The sequence below is a fragment of the Brevundimonas sp. KH_058 genome (assembly GCF_057838505.1).
In genome coordinates this window covers 1,598,575-1,617,901 of record NZ_CM174469.1, presented here as the reverse complement: position 1 = coordinate 1,617,901, position 19,327 = coordinate 1,598,575, and the positions used below count along the sequence as shown (strand labels likewise).

The 19,327-nt window shown below is 67.6% G+C and carries 14 protein-coding genes and 1 tRNA gene; 7 read left to right on the top strand and 8 right to left on the bottom strand.

Going from position 1 to position 19,327, the window contains the following annotated elements:
* Positions 1–11: 11 nt before the first annotated feature.
* Entirely contained in the window at positions 12–434 is a 423-nt protein-coding gene (locus tag AC3ISA_RS07680; protein ID WP_489180003.1) for a hypothetical protein, read from the bottom strand.
* Between the two features lie 348 nt (positions 435–782).
* On the opposite strand from AC3ISA_RS07680, the gene AC3ISA_RS07675 reads away from it, so the two are divergent.
* From AC3ISA_RS07675 to AC3ISA_RS07655, 5 genes are all read left to right on the top strand, one after another.
* Entirely contained in the window at positions 783–1,310 is a 528-nt protein-coding gene (locus tag AC3ISA_RS07675) for an RNA polymerase sigma factor (protein ID WP_489180002.1), read from the top strand.
* A complete protein-coding gene (locus AC3ISA_RS07670; RefSeq protein WP_489180001.1) occupies positions 1,310–2,302 on the top strand; it encodes a FecR family protein in 993 nt (330 codons plus the stop codon). The genes AC3ISA_RS07675 and AC3ISA_RS07670 overlap by 1 nt, the downstream gene beginning before the upstream one ends.
* Positions 2,303–2,467: 165 nt before the next feature.
* Entirely contained in the window at positions 2,468–5,365 is a 2,898-nt protein-coding gene (locus AC3ISA_RS07665) for a TonB-dependent receptor (RefSeq protein ID WP_489180000.1), read from the top strand.
* 8 nt (positions 5,366–5,373) lie between these two features.
* Positions 5,374–5,982: a biliverdin-producing heme oxygenase gene (locus tag AC3ISA_RS07660; RefSeq protein WP_489179999.1), complete on the top strand. Its 609-nt coding sequence runs from the start codon at positions 5,374–5,376 to the stop codon at positions 5,980–5,982.
* Positions 5,979–6,716, top strand: a complete 738-nt coding sequence (locus tag AC3ISA_RS07655) for a TonB family protein (RefSeq protein ID WP_489179998.1) — start codon at positions 5,979–5,981, stop codon at positions 6,714–6,716. The genes AC3ISA_RS07660 and AC3ISA_RS07655 overlap by 4 nt, the downstream gene beginning before the upstream one ends.
* 25 nt (positions 6,717–6,741) lie before the next feature.
* Here the strand turns inward: AC3ISA_RS07655 and AC3ISA_RS07650 are convergent, their stop codons facing one another.
* The 3 genes from AC3ISA_RS07650 to AC3ISA_RS07640 form a co-directional block, all read right to left on the bottom strand.
* Positions 6,742–7,068, bottom strand: coding sequence for a hypothetical protein (locus tag AC3ISA_RS07650; protein ID WP_489179997.1), 327 nt, complete (start codon positions 7,066–7,068; stop codon positions 6,742–6,744).
* Between the two features lie 91 nt (positions 7,069–7,159).
* A complete protein-coding gene (gene rsgA, locus AC3ISA_RS07645) occupies positions 7,160–8,233 on the bottom strand; it encodes a ribosome small subunit-dependent GTPase A (RefSeq protein WP_489179996.1) in 1,074 nt (357 codons plus the stop codon).
* A 114-nt stretch (positions 8,234–8,347) separates the two neighbouring features.
* Positions 8,348–10,432, bottom strand: a complete 2,085-nt coding sequence (locus AC3ISA_RS07640) for a winged helix-turn-helix domain-containing protein (RefSeq protein WP_489179995.1) — start codon at positions 10,430–10,432, stop codon at positions 8,348–8,350.
* 125 nt (positions 10,433–10,557) lie between these two features.
* Here AC3ISA_RS07640 and AC3ISA_RS07635 point away from each other — a divergent pair, with 125 nt between their 5' ends.
* Positions 10,558–12,621 carry a TonB-dependent receptor plug domain-containing protein gene (locus AC3ISA_RS07635; RefSeq protein WP_489179994.1) on the top strand — a complete coding sequence of 688 codons (2,064 nt, stop codon included), beginning with the start codon at positions 10,558–10,560 and terminating at the stop codon, positions 12,619–12,621.
* Between the two features lie 107 nt (positions 12,622–12,728).
* Here the strand turns inward: AC3ISA_RS07635 and AC3ISA_RS07630 are convergent, their stop codons facing one another.
* The 3 genes from AC3ISA_RS07630 to AC3ISA_RS07620 all read right to left on the bottom strand — a co-directional run bounded on the left by AC3ISA_RS07630 (position 12,729) and on the right by AC3ISA_RS07620 (position 16,481).
* On the bottom strand, positions 12,729–13,811 hold the full coding sequence (locus AC3ISA_RS07630; protein WP_489179993.1) for a PepSY-associated TM helix domain-containing protein: 1,083 nt from the start codon (positions 13,809–13,811) through the stop codon (positions 12,729–12,731).
* A gap of 44 nt (positions 13,812–13,855) precedes the next feature.
* Positions 13,856–16,054: a TonB-dependent receptor gene (locus AC3ISA_RS07625; RefSeq protein ID WP_489179992.1), complete on the bottom strand. Its 2,199-nt coding sequence runs from the start codon at positions 16,052–16,054 to the stop codon at positions 13,856–13,858.
* Positions 16,055–16,404: 350 nt separating this feature from the next.
* Positions 16,405–16,481 (bottom strand) — tRNA-Arg (locus AC3ISA_RS07620).
* Positions 16,482–16,626: 145 nt separating this feature from the next.
* Here AC3ISA_RS07620 and AC3ISA_RS07615 point away from each other — a divergent pair.
* Positions 16,627–18,375, top strand: a complete 1,749-nt coding sequence (locus AC3ISA_RS07615) for a gamma-glutamyltransferase family protein (protein WP_489179991.1) — start codon at positions 16,627–16,629, stop codon at positions 18,373–18,375.
* Between the two features lie 4 nt (positions 18,376–18,379).
* Here the strand turns inward: AC3ISA_RS07615 and AC3ISA_RS07610 are convergent, their stop codons facing one another.
* Positions 18,380–19,237, bottom strand: a complete 858-nt coding sequence (locus AC3ISA_RS07610; protein WP_489179990.1) for a lipid A-modifier LpxR family protein — start codon at positions 19,235–19,237, stop codon at positions 18,380–18,382.
* Positions 19,238–19,327: the final 90 nt, after the last annotated feature.

The window sequence follows — 19,327 nt, the reverse complement described above, 5'->3', positions numbered from 1 at the left end:
GTCGCCGTGGATCAGATCGGCTGGATCGTCAGCGCCAGGATGAGCGGCTGTTCCAGCTCGACCTCGTTGAAGCGATAGGACACCGAACGGATCGTGGCGATACTGGAACGCCGCAGGATCTGACCGCCAGACTTGTCTAGGTCGAACATACGGTCGCCGTAGAACATCGTCGCCTTTTCTGTCGGCGACAGCGGACGATACTGGGCCGAGACGGTGAAGCCGCCGGGACTATTGCAAGCCTCGACCACCTCGCCCGAGCGACCACTTTCCGCCATGACCGTCGAGGTCGGCTTGACCCAGCAGGCCACCGGCACGGTGGCGCGCAGGCGATAGGTGCCGCCAGCCGTGGGACCGGCCAGGGCTGGCACGGCCGTAGCGACCAGGCCGAGGCCGAGCGTGGCGGCGGCGAGAACGCGAAGGATACCTTGGGTCATGGACCGTTCCGATCTGCACATTGCAGAGGAACATTAGAGCGGCCCCTGTTAAGGCCGCGCGAGCGAACACGCCTAACACGCATTAAACCATAATCGGCCGTCAGCCATAGTTTTGGCATCGTCGCGAACCCCTTCCTTCATGCAAGAGGCTCGATCCTGCGCGCCTGATCTACTGCTGTTTGCACGATGACTTGACCGTTCCTTAAAATGCCGAGTTGGGCTGGCTCGTTGACGCTGCGCATTCGATCTCCAACATGCGCGTGCAGATGCGGGGGCTCGGTTCAAGTCAGAGCGACCCACGAACAGTTCGTTGCGAATAGTTCTCAACGCCTGTATCACGCCGGTTACATGGCCCAGTCAGATACACAGCCGACGCCGACGTTTTCGCAATTGCTGGTGATCGAACGGCCCTCGCTGCTGAGGCTTGCGCGCCGTATTCTGGGCGACGCCGGTCTGGCCGAAGACATCACCCAGACCCTTTGGCTGCGGATTCAGCGCATCTCCGACCCGGCTGCGATCAAGGACAAGCGGGCCTATCTGTATCGTCTGGTGCTGAACCTGACCTCGGATCAGGTGCGTAGCCGCAAGCGCGGCGCCGTGCTGTTCGACGGTCCGGCGGACGATGCGCGCATGGCCGATGCTGCGCCCACGACCGAGACGCTGATCATCCATCGCCAGCGGCTGGACATGCTGGCCGCCGCCATCGACGAACTGCCGCCGCGCTGCCGCGAGGTCTTCATCCTGCGCCGCGTCGAAGGTCTGACGCCGGCCCAGGTGGCGGATCGGCTCGGGATCGCGCCGAACACCGTGGCCAAACATGTCCGTCACGCCATCAGCCATTGCCAAACGCGGCTGGCTGAGGGAGAGGCGACGTAATGACGTTCACTCATTCCCGATCCAAGACCCCGCCGGTCTCCCGCGCGGATCGCGAGGCCGCACGCTGGGTCGCCGATCAGGAAGGGGGCGCGTTGGACGCCGCCGGCGAGGCGCAGCTTGAGGCGTGGCTGAAGAATCCTTCCAACGCCCAGGCCTTTGCGCGCGCCCAGGCCCTTTGGCACGACATGGGCGAGGCGGTCCGCCATTCCGCCCCATCTTACGCTGCGCCGGCCGTGCCGCCGCGGCGACACAGGCGCGACTACGCCAGGGATGCCGGCAGGACGCGGCGCTGGGCGCCCATGGCCGCGACCGGCATGGCCGCCGCCCTGGTCCTGGCCTTCATGGGGCTGGACATCCCGACCCGAATCCAGGCCGACGCCATCACCCGGCCGGGCGAGCAGCGCACCCTGACGCTGGACGACGGCTCGATCATCCAGTTGAACACCGACAGCGCCGTCGCGGTCGCCTACGAACCCGGTCGCCGCACCGTGAGACTGCTGCGCGGCGAGGCCGCCTTCACCGTCGCCCCGAACGCGGAACGTCCCTTCGCGGTCGAGGCCGGGGGCGGATCGACCACGGCGCTGGGCACCCGGTTCGTCGTGAGGCGGCGCGGCCCCATGACCCGGGTCTCGGTCACCGAACACGCGGTGCGGGCGGCGTCGCGGCCGGGGTCGGTCGTGGTGGGCGAAAACCAGACCTCGACCTATGGCCCGCATCAGGCCCCGACCGCCCCGACGCCGTCGCCCGTCGGCGTCGATGCCTGGACCGACGGCTGGCTGGTGTTCGAGGATCAGCCCCTATCGCAGGTGGTCGAGGAAATCGCGCGATACTCGTCTTCGCCGATCAACGTGGTCGGCCGGTCGGTGCGCGCCCGTCGCGTCAGCGGCGCCTTCCGCATCGATCAGCCCGACCTGACCGTGGCGCGGCTGGAACAGACGCTGGGCGTGCGCACCACGCGTCTGATCGGCGGCGTGGTGCTGATCCACGACTGACCTGTGGGTCCGAACTTTTTTCGATCCTGACAGTCCCGGTTCGTGCGCCCAAGGCGTCTATTAAAAGAGAACCATTCTCATTCGCATGAATGCGGACCATACAGGACGGCGCGGGGCGCGCCATGTGAGGCGAAGTTGACCAAGGCAAGACACGATCTGGGGGCCATGCGCCTGCTCCTGATGGCGACCACGGCGGTCGTGCCGGCCGCGATCCTGGCGCCCGCCGCCCAGGCGCAGACCGCGGCGCCCAGTTTCGACATTCCCGCCGGTCCCCTGTCGCCCGCCCTGGTCCGTTTCGCGCAACAGGCCGATGTCGAACTGGCCTATGACGCCGCCCTGACGCGGGGCGCCGCCACGCGCGGCCTGCAGGGTCGCCACAGCGTGTCCGACGGCCTGTCGCGGCTGCTGGCTGGCTCGGGCGTGACGTATCGCCTGTCGGGTCGCACCGTGACCCTGTCGCCTGCGCCGGTCATGGCCGACGGAACCATCGCCCTGGGTCCCGTGCGGGTGCAGGGGGCGACGGACGGCGCGGCCGGGCGTCTCAGCGCCGACGGATCGGGCGAGGCCGGCGATCCGGTCGAGGCGCCGTACCGCGCCTCGGGCTCCAGCGCCTATATCGCGCGCGACACCATCGAGCGGTTTCGCGGCGCCTCGACCGCCGACATCGTCAAGGGCGTGGCGGGGGTGACCGCCGGCGACCCGCGCGTGGCCAACGCCCTGGACGTCAACATCCGCGGCATCCAGGGCCAGAGCCGCGTGCCGGTCATCATCGACGGCGGCCAGTCCACCATGGACACCTATCGCGGCTACGCCGGCCAGTCGCAGCGCACCTATCTTGACCCCGACCTGATCTCCAGCGTGACGATCAACAAGGGCCCGAGCCTGGAGGCCAACGCGTCCGGCGGCATCGGCGGCGTGGTGGTGATGGAGACGCTGAAGGTTGACGATGTCCTGACCAAGGGCCACGACCTGGGCCTGCGCGTCCGCACCGGCGTGTCCGACGCCAGCGCCCGCAGCCTGCCGGCCTATGGCGACCGGTCGCGCACGGACCGGGGCGACCTGACCCGTCCGGGCGGTCAGTTCTTCAACATCGCCGGTGCGGGCCGCTGGGACCGGTTCGACCTGGTCGCCGCCTATGCGTGGCGCGACACCGGCAACTATTTCTCGGGCCACCGAAACTACAACGACTTCCCACAAGGCCGCCGCGTCCTGGCCAGCCTGAACCCCACCAATGCCGAGGTCTTCAACACCTCGTCCCAGTCGCAATCCCTGCTGCTGAAGGGCACGTGGCGCATCACCGACGCGCAGACGCTGGAGGCCGGCTATCGCCGCTACGAGGGTGAGCAGGGCGAGATCATGGCCTCGCAGATCATCCGCGTGGACCGCGACCAGGTTCCACAATGGGACTTGGGGACCGTCGACATGGATGCCTATAATCTGCGCTATCGCTTCAAGCCCCAGGGCGACTTGGGCGACCTGATCGATCTGAAGATCAACGCCTGGTACACCCACGCCGACAGCCTGATGTACAACGGCCTGACGGGCATCACGCCCTGGTATTTCGACCGCCGCACCGAATGGTATGACGGCCCGACGTTCAACACAGATCCCGGTTACAAGGACGCCTATCGCAACGAACTGAGCCAGGAGCGGTTCGGCGGCGACATCACCAACACCTCAATCCTGCTCACCGGCGCCGGCAAGTTCACGCTGAACTACGGCCTGTCCTTCAGCGACGAAGATATCGGTCCCGGCCCGAACTCGCCGATCATGATGAACGACCTGGTCAACAACCGCTTCCTGCGCAATGCGGAGCGCCAGGAATACAGCGCCGTCGCCTCGGTCAAATGGGAGCCGGACGCGCACTGGGAGCTGATGGCGGGCGGGCGTTTCAACCGTGTCGAGGTCCAGGACCGCAATCGCCTGGCCACGCCTGCGACCTACGAGGTCATCGGCCAGTATCGCTACACCGAGCTGCTGAACGGCGACCCCGGCCGGCCGTCCTATCTGGCGAAACGGATCGCGCTGCTGAACTGGTATCCCGACGCCAATGGCCAGTTCACCCAGGCCTCGCTGCTGGCCTCGCCCTATGAGCGGGGAACGGTGGGCGACATCGGCGGCTGGAACTTCTTCAGCGCCGGCGCACCGCAAAACCTCAGGGTGCCCGTCTCCTGGACCTGGTCCCAGCCGATCCGCCGCACCGACGACGCCTTCATGCCGACCGGCAGCGCCACCTACCGCTTCGACGAGGACACCCTCGTCTATGTGAAATACGCCGAGGGCGTGAAACTGCCGAGCCTGTTCGAATCGACCCTGGGCCTGTTCACCGCCGCCCGGCCGACGGCCGAGATGAAGCCCGAGCGCGCCCGCACCTGGGAAGTCGGCGCCAGCACCATCCGTCGCGACCTGATCACGGGCGGCGACCGCGCCGCCTTCAAGCTGGCCTATTTCAACACCGTGATCGACGACCTGATCACCCGCGACTATCGCACCCTGTCGGCGGGCCTGATCCGCAACATCGACGAATTCAAGGTGTCGGGCGTCGAGTTCCAGTCCACCTATGACAACGGCGTCGTCTTCGGCGACCTGTCGGCCCACTATTATTTCGAGGCCAAGACCTGCGCCCCGGACATCGCCGCCGAACGCCGCGCCTATGGCGCCGGCCGCAACAACGCCGAACTGATGGCCACACCCGACTGCGTCGACGGCGGCTTCGTCGGGGCCTACACCAACACCCAGAACCCGCCGCGCTTCAATCTGAACCTGACGCTGGGTGCGCACCTGTTCGACGATCGCCTGACCATCGGCGGCCGCGCAGTCCACAACTCGGGCCCGATCAGCAAGCTGGACAAGGCCTGGAACGTCGGCCTGTCGGCGATCCAGCAGCTGTATCTGGAGACCACCGTCTATGACGCCTTCGCCAGCCTGAAGGTCACGGACCAGACGGCGCTGGACCTCAACATCGACAATGTAATGGACGAATACTACCTCGACCCGCTGGCGCTGGGCATCATGCCCGCCCCCGGTCGCACCGTTCGTCTCGCCCTGACCTACCGCTACTGAGGCCCGCCATGACCCAAGTCGAAACAAGCCGCGCCAAGCGACTGAAGGCCGCCAGCCACGGCGTCCACGAAGGGCTGGACAACGCCATCATGGCCGCCAGACCGTTTAGCAGCCGCGAGGCCTATGCGGAGTTTCTGCGGATCCAGCAGATGTTCCACCGCGACATCGCCGCGCTCTACGACGCGCCGGAACTGGCGGCCCTGTTCCCTGATCTGACGGAGCGCCGCCGCTACGAACAGGTCAAGGCCGATCTCGCCGACCTGGGCGCCGCCCCGGCTGATGAGACCGGCGCCCCGCGCTTCGTCGCGGGTCAGGCGCTGGACCTGCCGACGGCCCTGGGCTGGCTCTATGTAGCCGAAGGTTCGAACCTGGGCGCCGCCTTCCTGATCAAGGCGGCGGCGGCCCTGGGTCTGTCGGCCGAGTTCGGCGCCCGTCACCTGTCCGCCTCGCCCGAGGGGCGCGCCAATCACTGGCGCAGCTTCACCGCCGTGCTCGACGCCCCGGACATGACGGATGAAGAAGAGGCCCGCGTCATGGACGGCGCCTCGGCCGCCTTCACCCGTGTGCGCGGCCTGGTGGACGCCGGCTTCCGGCACGGAACCGCCGACGCCGCATGACGGCCGTGCCGCGCGCCACGATCCTGAACGACGTCGGGGCCATCGCGCCCCGGCGTCCCAGGGTGCGTGCGCGTCGGGCGCTCGCCTTGGGCGCCGCCTTGGCCCTTCATGCCGCGCCCCTGCTGCTGCTGATCAATCTCGTCGTGCCGGCGCCCGTTCCGATCCAGGAACCGCCCGCCATCGTCGTGGAACTGGTGCGCAGCAACGCCGCCCCGCCCCGACCGCCGTCCGAACAGATCGACGGTCCCAAACAGGTCCAGGCCGTCGCCAGCCGCCCCATCCCGCGTCCGCCGGTCCAGATGCGGGTCCAGGCCGAGGCGCCCGAGGCCGTGAACATCCCCGTCTCGCCGCCGGGCCCGCGCGCCGCCGAACGCCAGACGCCGGCGCCCGCCACCACAGCCCCGGTCTCGCGGCAGGCCCCGCCCGCGCCCAGCGCCTCGACCGCGCCCCAGGACTGGAAGACCCGCGTCCTGGCGCATCTGGACAGCAGGAAACGCTATCCGACCGCCGCCCAGCGTCTGCGCCAGGAGGGCATCGTCCTGATCCGCTTCACGATGGATCGGTCGGGTCGGGTGCTGACCTCGCGCATCGAACACGGCTCGGGCCGCGCCCTGCTGGACCGCGAGGCCCTGGCCATGCTCCAGCGCGCCCAGCCCCTGCCTGCACCGCCCGACGAGGTGCCGGGCGCGACGCTGGAACTGGTCACGCCGGTCGAGTTCTTCCTGCGGCGCTGACGGACGCCGCAAGACGCCCAAAAAATCAGGCGGGTTCGACCTCGACTGAACCCTCGCGGAATTCGTCGGCCGGCACGAAGGCGGAGCCTTCGTCATCCAGCACCCAGACGCCGATCAGCGCCGCGTGGTCGGGGGTGATGTCCTCGTCGATCAGATCGCCGTCGAAGACGCCGACATTGCTGTAATCGAAGTCCAGCAGCAGTTGAGAGGCCATGTCGATCATCTCGTCCGCCATGCGACGCGCATAGCCGATCGCTTCACTCTCGTTGGAGAAGTCGTCGGTGAGGGTGTTGACCTCGGCGGAATCGCTGCCTTGGGTCGCGCTGGTGGTGACGATTGTGAATGCAGGCATGGTGAACTCTCTCGGATTTGAAGTCACCAACTAGCCTGTTTGCGCGCAGGGCAGGCCAAAATTCTGCACAAAGGCATCCTGCGATGTCCGATCAGTCGGCGCCGCCCCGGTCGTTCCGCTTCGTCGCGCGATAAACCTTCTGAAGCACGCCGAGGCGACGGCGTTCGGCGGCCTTGGCGGCCCGCGCCTGCTTGTCTTCCGCCTCCGCCAGTTCGAGCGTCAGCTGCTGGAAATGCGCCCACCGGTCGGGATCCAGAGCGCCGCTCTTCAGCGCGGCCTGCACGGCGCAGCCGGGTTCGTTGGTATGGGTGCAGTCGGTGAAGCGGCAGTCCTGGGGCAGGCGCTCGATGTCTTCGAACACCGCGCTCACGCCCGCTTCGGCGTCGATGAGGCCGACTTCGCGAATGCCCGGCGTGTCCAGCAGCAAACCGCCGCCTGGCAGCAGAACGAGCTGGCGGTGGCTGGTGGTGTGGCGCCCCTGATCGTCGGACTCGCGGATGGCCTGGGTCGCCATGCGGTCCTCGTTCAGAAAGGCGTTGACCAACGTGGACTTGCCGACCCCCGACGAGCCGATCAGCACGCCGGTCTCGCCGGGTTTCATCTGGTCGAGCATGGCGTCGAGGCCCACACCCTGGCGCGCCGAGACCATCAGAATGGGACAGTCCGTCCCCAGCGCCGCGATCTGGGCGGCCTGCTCTTGCGGATCGTCGCACAGATCCGATTTGGTCAGCACCACGACGGGCCGCGCCCCGCTTTCCCAGGCGGCGGCCAGATAACGCTGGATCCGGCGAAGATTGAGATCGGCGTTCATCGATGTGACGACGAAGGCGACATCGACGTTTGCGGCGAGGATCTGCAGCCGCTGCATGCTGTCCGCCGCCCTGCGGACGAAGGCCGTGCGGCGCGGAAGGATGGCGTGGATGACGGCCTTGCGGTCCGACGGGCTCACCGACAGGGCGACCCAGTCCCCGACGGCGGGAAGGCCGATCTCCCTGGCCTCGTGACGCAGGCGACCTGAAACCTTGGCGCGCAGCTCGCCGTCGTCGGTGGCGACCAGATAGCCGTCCCGCTGCTGGAGAATGACGCGTCCCGGCGCATGACCTGCGCGCGCGTGGGGTTCGAACACCCCCGCCAGAGACGCCGACCATCCATAGTTTTCGATCAAGTCGAGGGCATCCCTGAAGGTTCGCGATCATCCATAGTGCGCTGGACTGCTCTATGAGCCGGTCCGGCAGTTGCGACCAGCGATGAATGCCCAGAGCGCGTCACGCCGCTCGCCCTATCGGCGCACCAGACGGATAGCCAACAGGTCCGCTTCGTCGCGGACCATCCTGGCGGCGACGATGTCCTGCGTTTGGGAAACCGCCAGACTGTGCTGCAGGCCGAACGCGCCCAGAGACTGCACGTCGCGACTTGCGCCGGTCCATGAGGTCAGGCGCAGGATAGCCTCTCCGCCACGGTTTCCCGACAGGTGGTAGACGCCGGCGGCCGTAGGGGTCCAGGCCGTCTCCGGGTCGATGCGGATCAGGGGAGAGGACAGAACCGCACCCGTGGCCTCCAGACGCCACAGCCGGCCGTCGTCCTTCTTGACCGCATAAAGCCCGCCGGCGCCGGCGCTCTTGACCGTCAGGACATCGGCGGTGTTCGGAACGACCGTAACCCGCCCTTGGGCATCGATCCTTTCGATCCGCCAGCCGCCCGTCCTGAGCGTGGGAACGACAAGGTCGCCGTTGTGGTCCCACGCCAACTCGTCACGCGCCGCGCCGTCCGACGTGACCGCCCTCAGGCCGGAGCCGTCCGCATTGATCAGATAGACGTCCGTGCGACTGTCGCGCGCCGCGACGAAGGCGATGCTGCGACCGTCAGGCGACCACCGGGGCGAGAAGACATTGCTGGCCTTCAGGTCGGTCAGGCGCGTCGGCTCGGCGCCGCTGCTGCGTTTGACCCAGACTTCGGACCCGCCGTTCTGGTCCGAGACGAAGGTCAGATGCCCTGTCGCGGAAAGATCGGGATCCCAGTCGCTGGCGTTGCCGTCCGTCAGGGCCACGGGCGCGGCGCCGGCGCGCCAGGCGAACAGGTTGGAACGATAGTCGCCGGCCTCGACCGCCAGCAGGCCGCTGCGATCAGTGGACAGGCGGCCGAACTGCAGCAGGCCCAGGCTCAGGCGAACGGGCGCCCCCGGCCGTTTGAAGTCCACCGACCACAGGCCGTAGTCACCGCCGCGATTGCTGGAGAAGACGACGGTTCGATCATCCGCGGCGAAGGCGTAGCCGACGGCCTTCCAGCCATCGCTGGTCAGCCGCCGCTGTCCGGCGCCGGACACCTGAACGGCATAGAGATCCGCCACGCCGTAGGAGAAGGCGCGTCTGAAGACCAGCTGATCGCCCCGGTGGGTGACGACCGGATCGAGGTCGCCCAGGCTGGTGGCGGGCGGCGAGGTCACCTCGCGCAGTCGTCCGGTATCGGGGTTCAGGGCCCGGATGCGACGCACGGCCTCGCGCGTGGGGCGGTCGGACAACAGGATTTCGCCGTCGCGCGTCCAGGCCAGACGCGTCATCGATTCCACCGAGCAATGGCCGACCACGCGCGGCTCGCCCTGGGGCGCGGGCGCGACCAAAATCTGGCACGGGGCGCCGGAAATACGACGCACGAAGGCCAGGTGACGCCCATCGGGCGACCAGGCCGGCGCCATTTCGTCCTCTGGCGTATCCGTCAAACGGATCGGTGTGCCGTCCCCGACGCCCCGCAGGAAGATGTCTCTCTGGGCGCCGAACCCGGCGCCGCCGGCATAGGCGACCATGCGGCCGTCCGGCGAAAGCGCCGGATGGGTCTCTACGCCGGGATCCGAGGTCAGGGGACGTACAGCCTCGGTCGCCAGCGCGCCGGGGGGCTGCATCAGGACAAAGGCGCCGAGGCCCAGGGCCGCGATCGAGGCGACGCCGCCGGCCAGCATCAGACGCGGCCATCGCCGGGCGGGACGAGGCGGCGAAGCCGGGGCCTTGGCCGTCGCCGGTGCGATGGCGACAAGGCGCAGGCGGTATCCGATCTTGGGGATGCTGCCGATCTCGATGGTCGGATCGCGCTGGAAGATCTTCCTCAGCTTGACGATGCATCTGACCAGGGCGTCGTCGCCGACGACGCGCCCGTCCCAGCACAGCCGCGACAGTTCTTCGCGACTGATCGGATCGCCCCGCCTGCGGTTCAGCGCCACCAGAACCTGCATGACGCGGGGTTCCAGCTTGCAGCCTGCATCGGGCCAGATGACCTCCAGAGAGGCCGGGTGGACCATGCCCGTCCCAAGCGCGAACGACGGCTCTGACACCAGTTCGATCGGCCTGAGAAGCAGAGCTGACAGGTCGTTCATCGGAAAATCATCGGCTCAAGATCGGGCCCCCGCCCTCGCTCCCAGAACGCCAGTCTCTTCTATCGCCGCGGACATTACCAGCCACCTTGGCCGTAACCCTGCCCGCAACCCTGATGGAACCCGCCATGCGCTCTTTCGACGCCCGCCTGATCCTGCTGACTCCCCTGTCCCTGGCGCTCGCCGCCCCGGCGCTGGCGCAGACCCCGCCGTCGCCTGAGCCCCAGGCGGTCCAGTCCGCGCCACAGAGCGAAGCCGACCAACAGGGCGTGCTGGTCTTCACGCCGGACTTTTTCGCCAATCAGAGGCCGGTCACGGCTCTGGACATGGTCAGTCGGGTTCCGGGATTCAGCGTCGTCGACGGCGACGGTGGTCGCGGCTTCCAGGGCTCGGTCGGCAACATCCTGATCAATGGCGCACGGCCAGCGTCGAAGACCGACACGGGCTCCGGCGTGCTGTCTCGCACCCTGGTCGCCCAGGTCGAGCGCATCGAACTGATCAGCGGCGGCGCGGCGGGGATCGACATGCAGGGCTTTTCCGTCGTCGCCAACGTCATCACGCGCGATCAGTCCAGCAGCCAGATGATCTTCACCGGCAACGCCGTGTTGTATGAGGGTGGGAACGACACCTATGGCGGCACATGGCAGTACACCGCCCAGAACGGCGAACGCACCTGGGGCTTCACCCTCTCCGACGGTTTCGTGGTCAATGATTCCAACGGCGTAGGCCCCGTCGTCCGCCGCAGCGGCGCGGGCGATCTGCTGCGAAGCGAAGACTTCTTCAGCGACCAGAAAAGTGGCGGCAACGCCCTGCGGCTGAACTACGCCAGCCCCTTCCTGGGCGGCCAGATCGACCTGACCGCCCTCTATGGGGTCAACGATTTCGAAAACCTGAACCTTCAGACCTCGTCCGCCGTGCGCCGCGAGTCCCGATATCAGGAGGACGGCGAGAACGGCGAGATCGGGGCGGTCTTCACCCGCGCGCTCGACAGCCGCCTGACCTCCGAAACGCGCCTCATCCACGAGTTCAGCGACACCACCGGCGCCTCGACCAATCGCACTACCCTGTCGGGCGCCGAAAGCCCCGAGCAGCGTTTCGCGTCCGACAGCAGGGCGTCGGAGACCATCCTGCGCAGCCTGGTCCGCCTCGAACATTCGCCCAGACTGACGTGGGAGTTCGGCGGCGAAGGGGCCTACAACATGCTGGAGACCGACCAGGCCTTCAGCATCGGCGGCGCGCCGGTCCCCCTGCCGTCGGCCTCGGTGACCGTCGAGGAGACGCGGGGCGAGCTCTTCGGCAAGAGCACCTGGCGGGTGGGCGACGACCTTTCCGTCGAAAGCGGCCTGCGGCTGGAGACTTCAACCATCAGCCAGTCGGGCGATGCGGACGAGGAGAAGACCTTCTCCTTCGTCAAGCCGCGCCTGTTGGCCACCTGGACCCCCAGGCCTGGAAATCAGTTTCGCCTGCGTTTCGAGCGCGAGGTCGGGCAGCTGAACTTCACCGACTTCGCCGCCTCGGCGGAACTGCAGAACGAGAATGTCCTCGGCGGCAATATCGACCTGGAGCCCGAACAGCGCTGGATCAGCGAACTGGCCTATGAACGCCGGTTCTGGGGCGACGGCGTCGTCAACATCACCCTGCGCCACGACGAGATCGGCAACGCCATAGACGTCATCCCGCTGGAGGACGGCCTGTCCGCCGTCGGCAATATCGGCGACGGGTCGCTAGACCGGCTGGCGGTCAACATCCAGGCGCCCCTTGACCGGTTCGGATTCAGCGGCGGGCGGATCAGCGCGCGCAACACCTGGAACCACACCGAGGTCGAGGACCCCACGACGGGCAAGACGCGCCCGATTTCCAACGTCCCCAAATCCCACGCGGTCATCATCCTCGCCCAGGACATCCAGTCCTGGAAACTGCAGTGGAGCGCCGCCTGGGTCCCGCTGTTGGGCCGCACCAGCTACGACCCCGACGTGCAGTTCTCCTGGCGAGGACGCGACTTCTTCGAGAGCTGGATCGAATACAAGCCGACCGCGACGTTGGCGATCCGCGCCCAGATCAACCTGTGGGACGACTATCAGCAGACCCGCATCGCCTACGCCGACCGCACCACCCGGCCGATCGCCTATGTCGAAACCCGCACCATCGACCCACGGACCTTCTACTCGCTGCGCGTTCGCAAGACGTTCTGAACACGGACGATCGGAGATCGGCGGACTAACCGAAGGCGTCGCGGTTGATCATAGGGAGAAGGTCCAGGGTGGCGTCGTCTGGTCGTGCAAACAACAGATAAAGCGAGTTAAGTTCGCCTTCTGCCGGGCTTCCTGGGAAGCAATCGATTGAGCCAGAAGCTGTAGAGACCAAAGCCGCCCAGCACGACGAGCGCCAGGCCGGACAGGGTGACGGCGCCGCTCCAGATCCAGCCTCCGATCTTGCCAGAATGGATCGGATATTCGTACGCCGCCACGCGGGCGCCCGCCGGCAGCGCCAGCGCGTTACGCACGCCAACCAGTGCGCCGTTGGCCGGGTCGAACCACAGAAAGGTCCGGCCGTTGGGGGTTGGTTCCCCGACTTGACGGATGCGCACCGCGATCAATCCGCCCGGCTTGGAGGGCGCATTGACCACCCGAAATTCTGCACCGGGAAAGCGCTGTTGCGCAATCCTCAACATGCCTGGCCAGTCGATCGTGGAGGAAACATAAGCTCCTCCTTGAAGGGCTGGAACACGAACGGCTGCGGCCATGTCCGCCTTGGACGAAAGCAACGACAGGACCGCGACCTCGACCGGTTTGAGCGTCATCATGACCCCTGTCGCGAAGGTCACGATCAACAATGGCGCGGCCAGCACGCCGAGATCGCGGTGGTGACGCAAGATGCCGAACCGGTTCCAGACGCGCGGCCAAAGACGCCATTCGAACGAACGCCGTGTCCGCCACCAAAGGATCACGCCCGTGATGACGAAGCCGAGACCCGCCAGCCCGGCGATCCCCGTGACGGTCTTGCCGGTATCTCCGACCAGCAGATAGTGATGCAGGTCGAACAGCCAGACCTCGGGTCGCGCCCATTTGCTGTTCCAGCGCGTCACCGTCTGACCCGTCTGGTCGGCATAGGCGCCGTGATCGCGGTCGCCATAGGTGACCCGGTGTACGCCCAGGGTCCGGCTGGCCAAGGTGACGCTGGTCGCGCGCGGGTCCGAGAAGATCGCCGTCATGGCGGAGCCGATGCGACCCGTGTCTTGCATCTGAACATCGGCGGCATGGGGAAGGGTCGCGCGTAGCCAGGCGTCCTTGTGGACCAGCACCAGTCCGCTGAGGCCGATCACCACCAGCAGCAGGCCGATCAGCCCGCCGGTCCACCGATGCAGGCCGTCCAGCAGGGTCATGACATCGAAACGCCTCGCCCAGCCTGAGCGACCCTTCGCCCTGCTCACCAGACGCGCTTCAGCGACACGCTCAGCGTCGCGCCATTGGCGGGCACGCGGCTGGTGTTGGTGTTGCCACGCAGAAGCTGGCTGTAGACCGGCAGATACTGGGTGTTCAGCAGGTTCTCGACGCCGACCGTCACCTGGTCTCGATCAGACAGGCGGTAGCGGCCGATCAGGTCAAAGACGGTGTAGTCCTTGACCTCGCGCCGCCCGAAGGTGGCGACGCCGTTCAGACGATAGTCGTGACCCGCAGAGTGCAGCCCCTGGAGGCGCACGTCCCAGACCGCGTTCGGCGCATAGGCGACATAGGCCGTCAGCTTCAGCGGCGGAATGCGATAGCCGGTCATGTCCTGGGACCGGACGGCGGTCGCCGCCTTCTCGTGACCGCTCAGATAGGTCGCCGTGCCCCCAAAGCGCCAGACATCCTGCGACGTCCCGTAATCCACGGTCGCCTCGACGCCGTTGATGCGCTCGGCGGTCCGCAGCAGGATCAGACCATTGTTGAAGCTCTGCACGTCGCCGAAATCTGACGTGGTGCGGAAGGCGGCGAACGACGCGGACAGTTGGTCGAACCGACCGCGCCAACCCGCCTCGTAGCTGTCGATCTTCACGGGTTCGAGATCGGAGTTGTCGATGCTGAACCCGGCGCCGGCGTTGCGCAGTTGCAGGCCGATGTCGGGCAGTTGGAAGCCCTGCGAGAAACTGGCGTACAGTTCGTGGCCGTCCACCGGCTCCCACGTTGCGCCGGCGTTGAAGGTCCAGGCGTCGAAGTCGATCGTGCCGCCCTGGACCACGAAGGGCGTCGCCGACTGTGACTGCGACAGGGGGGTGAAGCTGTCGAACGACGCCTTGGCCCGGTCATAGCGGACACCGGCCTCGACGCCGATCCGGTCCGTCAGCCGGTGCTGAACCTGTGCGAAGACGCCCTCGGTCCGGGTGGTCAATTCCGGCATGTAGGTCAGGGTGCGCAAGCGGTTGAACACCAACCCGCCGCTGGCGTCGTAGGCGGCCGGATCGAACACATCCAGCGGCATGTCGCTGACCTCGCGGTTCAGGTCGCCGCCCCATGTCAGGGCGGTGCGCTCACCCAAAGGCGTCTCGATCGTCAGCCGCGCGCCTGCCACCTCGCTGTTCTGGAACACCTGATCGACGTTGCGGCCCCGCGTCGCGACGCCGCGCGCATCGAACGGCGTGAAACGGGTGAACAGGTCGCGGTAGTAACCCAGCAGGCTGACGTCGCTGCCGAATACATCGCGGTCGCGGTAGGCCAGGGTGGCGACCTTGCTTTCCACCTGGTTCTGTTCGGCCAGCCTCAGCCCCTTCAGCGGGCGGGCGATGGCCGTGCCCGCCGGCAGCCGGCCGGGGGCGGGATCCGCCGCATAGTCCGTGTCCTGATGCGCCTGATACCAGCTCAAAGACCCCAGCAGATAACCGTCGTCCCCCACACGGCGACCGACCTTGCCGCCCAGGCTCCAGACCGTGCTGTCGAACAGGTCGCCCTGGCTCGGCTCGGGCGCCCGGCGGTCGCCGTTGGCGTCGAACCCGGCGCCGATGTGCTGCCAGCCCGCGTTCGCCGCGAAGTCGAAGCCGCTGGCGGCGCCGGACACAAACTGCTGCACCCGGCCGCTTAATCCATCTGACGAAGGATGGGACAGCGACGTGATGCCGGTGACCATGGTCTCGGCCCGCAAGGGGCCGCCGGCTGGGCGGGTGTTGATCGAGATGATGCCCCCCGTGGCGCCGCTGCCGTAAAGGGCGCTGCCGCCGCGCAGGACCTCGATCTGCTGGATGTTGGCCGGATCGACGCTGATCAGGTTGCGCGCACTGTCCCGGTTCGTGTTGTACGGTACGCCATCCACCAGCACGAGCGCGCCGCGTCCGCGCAGCGTCTGGCCAAAGTCCGTGATCGTGCGGCTGGAATCCGCCAACCCCGGAACGGCCTTGGCCAGAACCCCCGACAGGGTGTCCGACACCGCACGCCCGGCCTGGACCGTCTCGCGATCCAGTCGGGTGATCGGATGGCTAGGGGCGACCAGCCCCTGGGGCGAGCGTCGCGCCGTCACCACGATCTCGCCCAGGTCGGTATCGGCCGAGGGCGTGGGGCCTGTCGCCGTCTGCGCCAGGGCTGCGACAGGAGCGAGGAGGACGGCGGCGGCCCCGAACGGCGCCAGGGCGGACGACAGAAGAACCTTGCGGGACATGGACTACTCGACGTGGAGACGGACTGAACGAGCCGCACCCTGTGTCGCGATTGAGACCGGTTTGCAAGTCTTGAAGCCCGATCGAAACTGACGGTGGCGTTGATTCAGAGAGCGCCTTGGAGGTCAGACAAAGAGGGCGGATCGAGGAGCCAGGAAGGTATAAGCCTCCCCTCGGGTCAGATGCTCACGCATGACGCCTAGCCGTGAGCCGCGCCCAAAACCCCAGACACCATCGCGCCGAGCGGCGATGGATAATCAGAGAGTTGGATACCGTCGCTTCAAGATTTTTTGCAGACGGCACCTACCGGCTAGAGCCGCAGAAGAAACATCTGTCTAACTGATTGGGAAAATGGCGCACCCGGAGCGATTCGAACGCCCGACCCCCAGATTCGTAGTCTGGTGCTCTATCCAGCTGAGCTACGGGTGCGGCTGCCTTGCGGCGAGGGCGGGTCTTTAGCTTGCGGATTGGGCGGACGCAAGCGGGGGAATGCAGTTTTGCGCAGATAGAGCGGTTGGCGCGGCGCGCGGGACGGATTAGGCCTTTGGGACGTTCTCGCCGCCCCGGATAGTCCATGCGCTCGTTTCGTCGTCAGATCGCCGCCCTGCTCGTGCCCGTCGTCCTGGCGGGGTGTCAAACGACGGCGGGGATGGATGCGGCAGCGACGCCGCAGACCGTGGCGGGCGCCCCGGCTTCGTCGCAGGCATCGCCCCCGGCGAGGGGTCCGTTCGTGACGGCGGCCAATCCGCTGGCGGTCGAGGCGGGGATGACCGTGTTACGGCGCGGCGGGTCGGCGGTGGATGCGGCGGTGGCGATCCAGGCGGTGCTGGGGCTGGTGGAGCCGCAGTCGTCGGGCCTGGGCGGCGGCGCCTTCTTGATGAGCTATGACGCCGAGACCGGGACGGTGACGGCCTATGACGGGCGCGAGACGGCGCCGGCTTCGGCGACGCCCGAGCTGTTCTATGAGGACGGCAAGCCGCTGTCGTTCGTGGACGCGGTTCTGTCGGGGCGGTCGACCGGCGCGCCGGGGGCGGTGGCCATGCTGGCGATGGCGCAGAAGGATCACGGCAAGCTGGCGTGGCGCGACCTGTTTGGGGACGCCGAGCGGCTGGCGCGCGACGGGTTCACGGTCAGCCCGCGTCTGGCGGGCATGATCAACGGGCGTTTTCCTCAGTCGCGGACCCGCTGGGCGACCGCCTATTTCACCAAGCCGGACGGGACACGGTATCAGGCGGGCGACACGCTGAAGAACCCCGCCTACGCCGACACGGTCGCGCGGTTGGCGCAGGAGGGGCCGGGCGTCGTCTATGGCGGCCCGATCGGGCGCGAGATCGCCGACGCAGTGCGCGAGGGGCCGCGTCCCGGCGGCCTGACCGAGGCGGACATCGCCGGGTATCGGCCGCTTCGCCGTGACGCTATTTGCCGGCCGTATCAGGCCTATGTGATCTGCGTGCCGCCGCCGCCGTCCAGCGGCGTGGCCCTGCTGCAGTTCCTGGCCATGGCCGAGGCGACGCCGGATCTGGACAAGGGCGCGGCGAGCCCCGAGGCCTGGGTCGCGTTCGGGCGGTTGCAGCGGCTGATGTATGCCGACAGAGACCGTTATGTGGGCGACAACGACTTCGTCGGCGTGCCCATCGCCGGCCTGCTGGATCCCGACTATGTCGCCTCGCGCGCCGCACTGGCGGCTCAGGTTGACGGGCCGGTAGAGGCGGGCGCGCCGACGGGATCGCCGCCGCGCGGAACGGACCGGACGGCCGAGCCGGGCGGCACCTCGCACATGGTCGTGGTCGACGCTTGGGGAAATGCGGTCAGCATGACCACGACGGTGGAGAGCATCTTCGGCAACGGTCGGATGGTCGGCGGCTTCTTCCTGAACAATCAGCTGACGGACTTTTCCTTCACGCCGCGAGAGGACGACCACCCGGCCGCCAATGCGGTGGCGGCGGGCAAACGGCCGCGGTCGTCGATGACGCCGGTGCTGATCCTGGATCGGCAGGGTCGTCTGATCGGGGCCATCGGCTCGCCGGGCGGGTCCAGCATCCTGGCCTATGTAGCCAAGGCGCTGGTCGGGACGCTGGATTGGGGCCTGTCGATGCAGGAGGCCATCGCCCTGCCCAATCTGGTGGTGCGGGGCGATATGGTCGGCGCCGATACCGACATGATCGCGCCGGACATCCGAGACGCTCTGGGCGCGGCGGGCATGCGGCTTCAGCCCAACGCCACCGAGACCTCGGGTCTGCATGGCGCGATCTGGCGCGATGGTCGGTGGGATGCGGGCGCGGATCCGCGTCGTGAAGGGGTAGCGGTGTCGGAGGTCCGCTAAGGGCTCAGCGGCCGGGGCGGATCGACAGCTGGAAGGCGAGCAGGCCCTCCCTCACGTCCGTATCCAGGCCGTTCATGCCGCGCAGGCCCTTGCCGGCGTCGATCTCGCGATAGACGACGCCGATGGAAGTCTGCATGTCGCCCTTGCGATAGGCCAGGCCGATGGAGGCGTCGCCGAGGAATCTGCCGCGATCCTGGGTGTAGCCCGAGCGGGCGTAATCGCCGTCGCGGGTGCGGGCGAAGTTGTACCCCACGGCGCGACCCGAACCGGCGGCGTAGAGATACCAGCGCGGCCGTTCGCCGAACCGCTCACGGCCGTTGGGGGCCAGGCGTTCCAGCCCCTCGCCGATCTTTAGCGTGACGCCGGCCTCGGCCGAGCGGCCCTCGCTGCCGACGCCGAGACCGGCGTGGGGGGTCAGGCTGACTTCCAGGCCCGAGGCGGTGTGGCCGCGCGCGCTGCGGAAGCCGCGCACATAGCGCAGATCATAGGCGTCGGGATCCAGTTCGGCCCGGTCGATGGGCGTGACCGGCAGGGGCGAGCCGTCGGCGCGACGCAGCCGCCCGGCGGTTTCCAGCGTCACGCGGTCGGTGAAATCTGTGCGGTCGATCCAGACGTCGCGGCGGGTGCTGGCCGACAGGCCGGAGCCGTCTTCGGGGTGGAAGGCGGTCGGGATCTCGATCTGCGAACCGAACCGGACGTCCGGCGCGACCCGGAAGCTGGTCTGATCGGTCAGGCGCGCCGTGGTAGAAGACTCAGGCGCGACGTCGAAGGCGTTGGGGGCCCAGGTCTGCGCACAGGCGGCGTTGGCGCATGCTGTCGCCAGTACGCCGGTCGCTCCAATCATGCAGGCCTTCAAACGCATTCGGTCTCCCCACCGATCCGCTGAACTCACACTGCAACCGCCCGGCGCCGGAGTCCAACAGGTTTTCGACATGGTTTCGTCGCTTTTCAA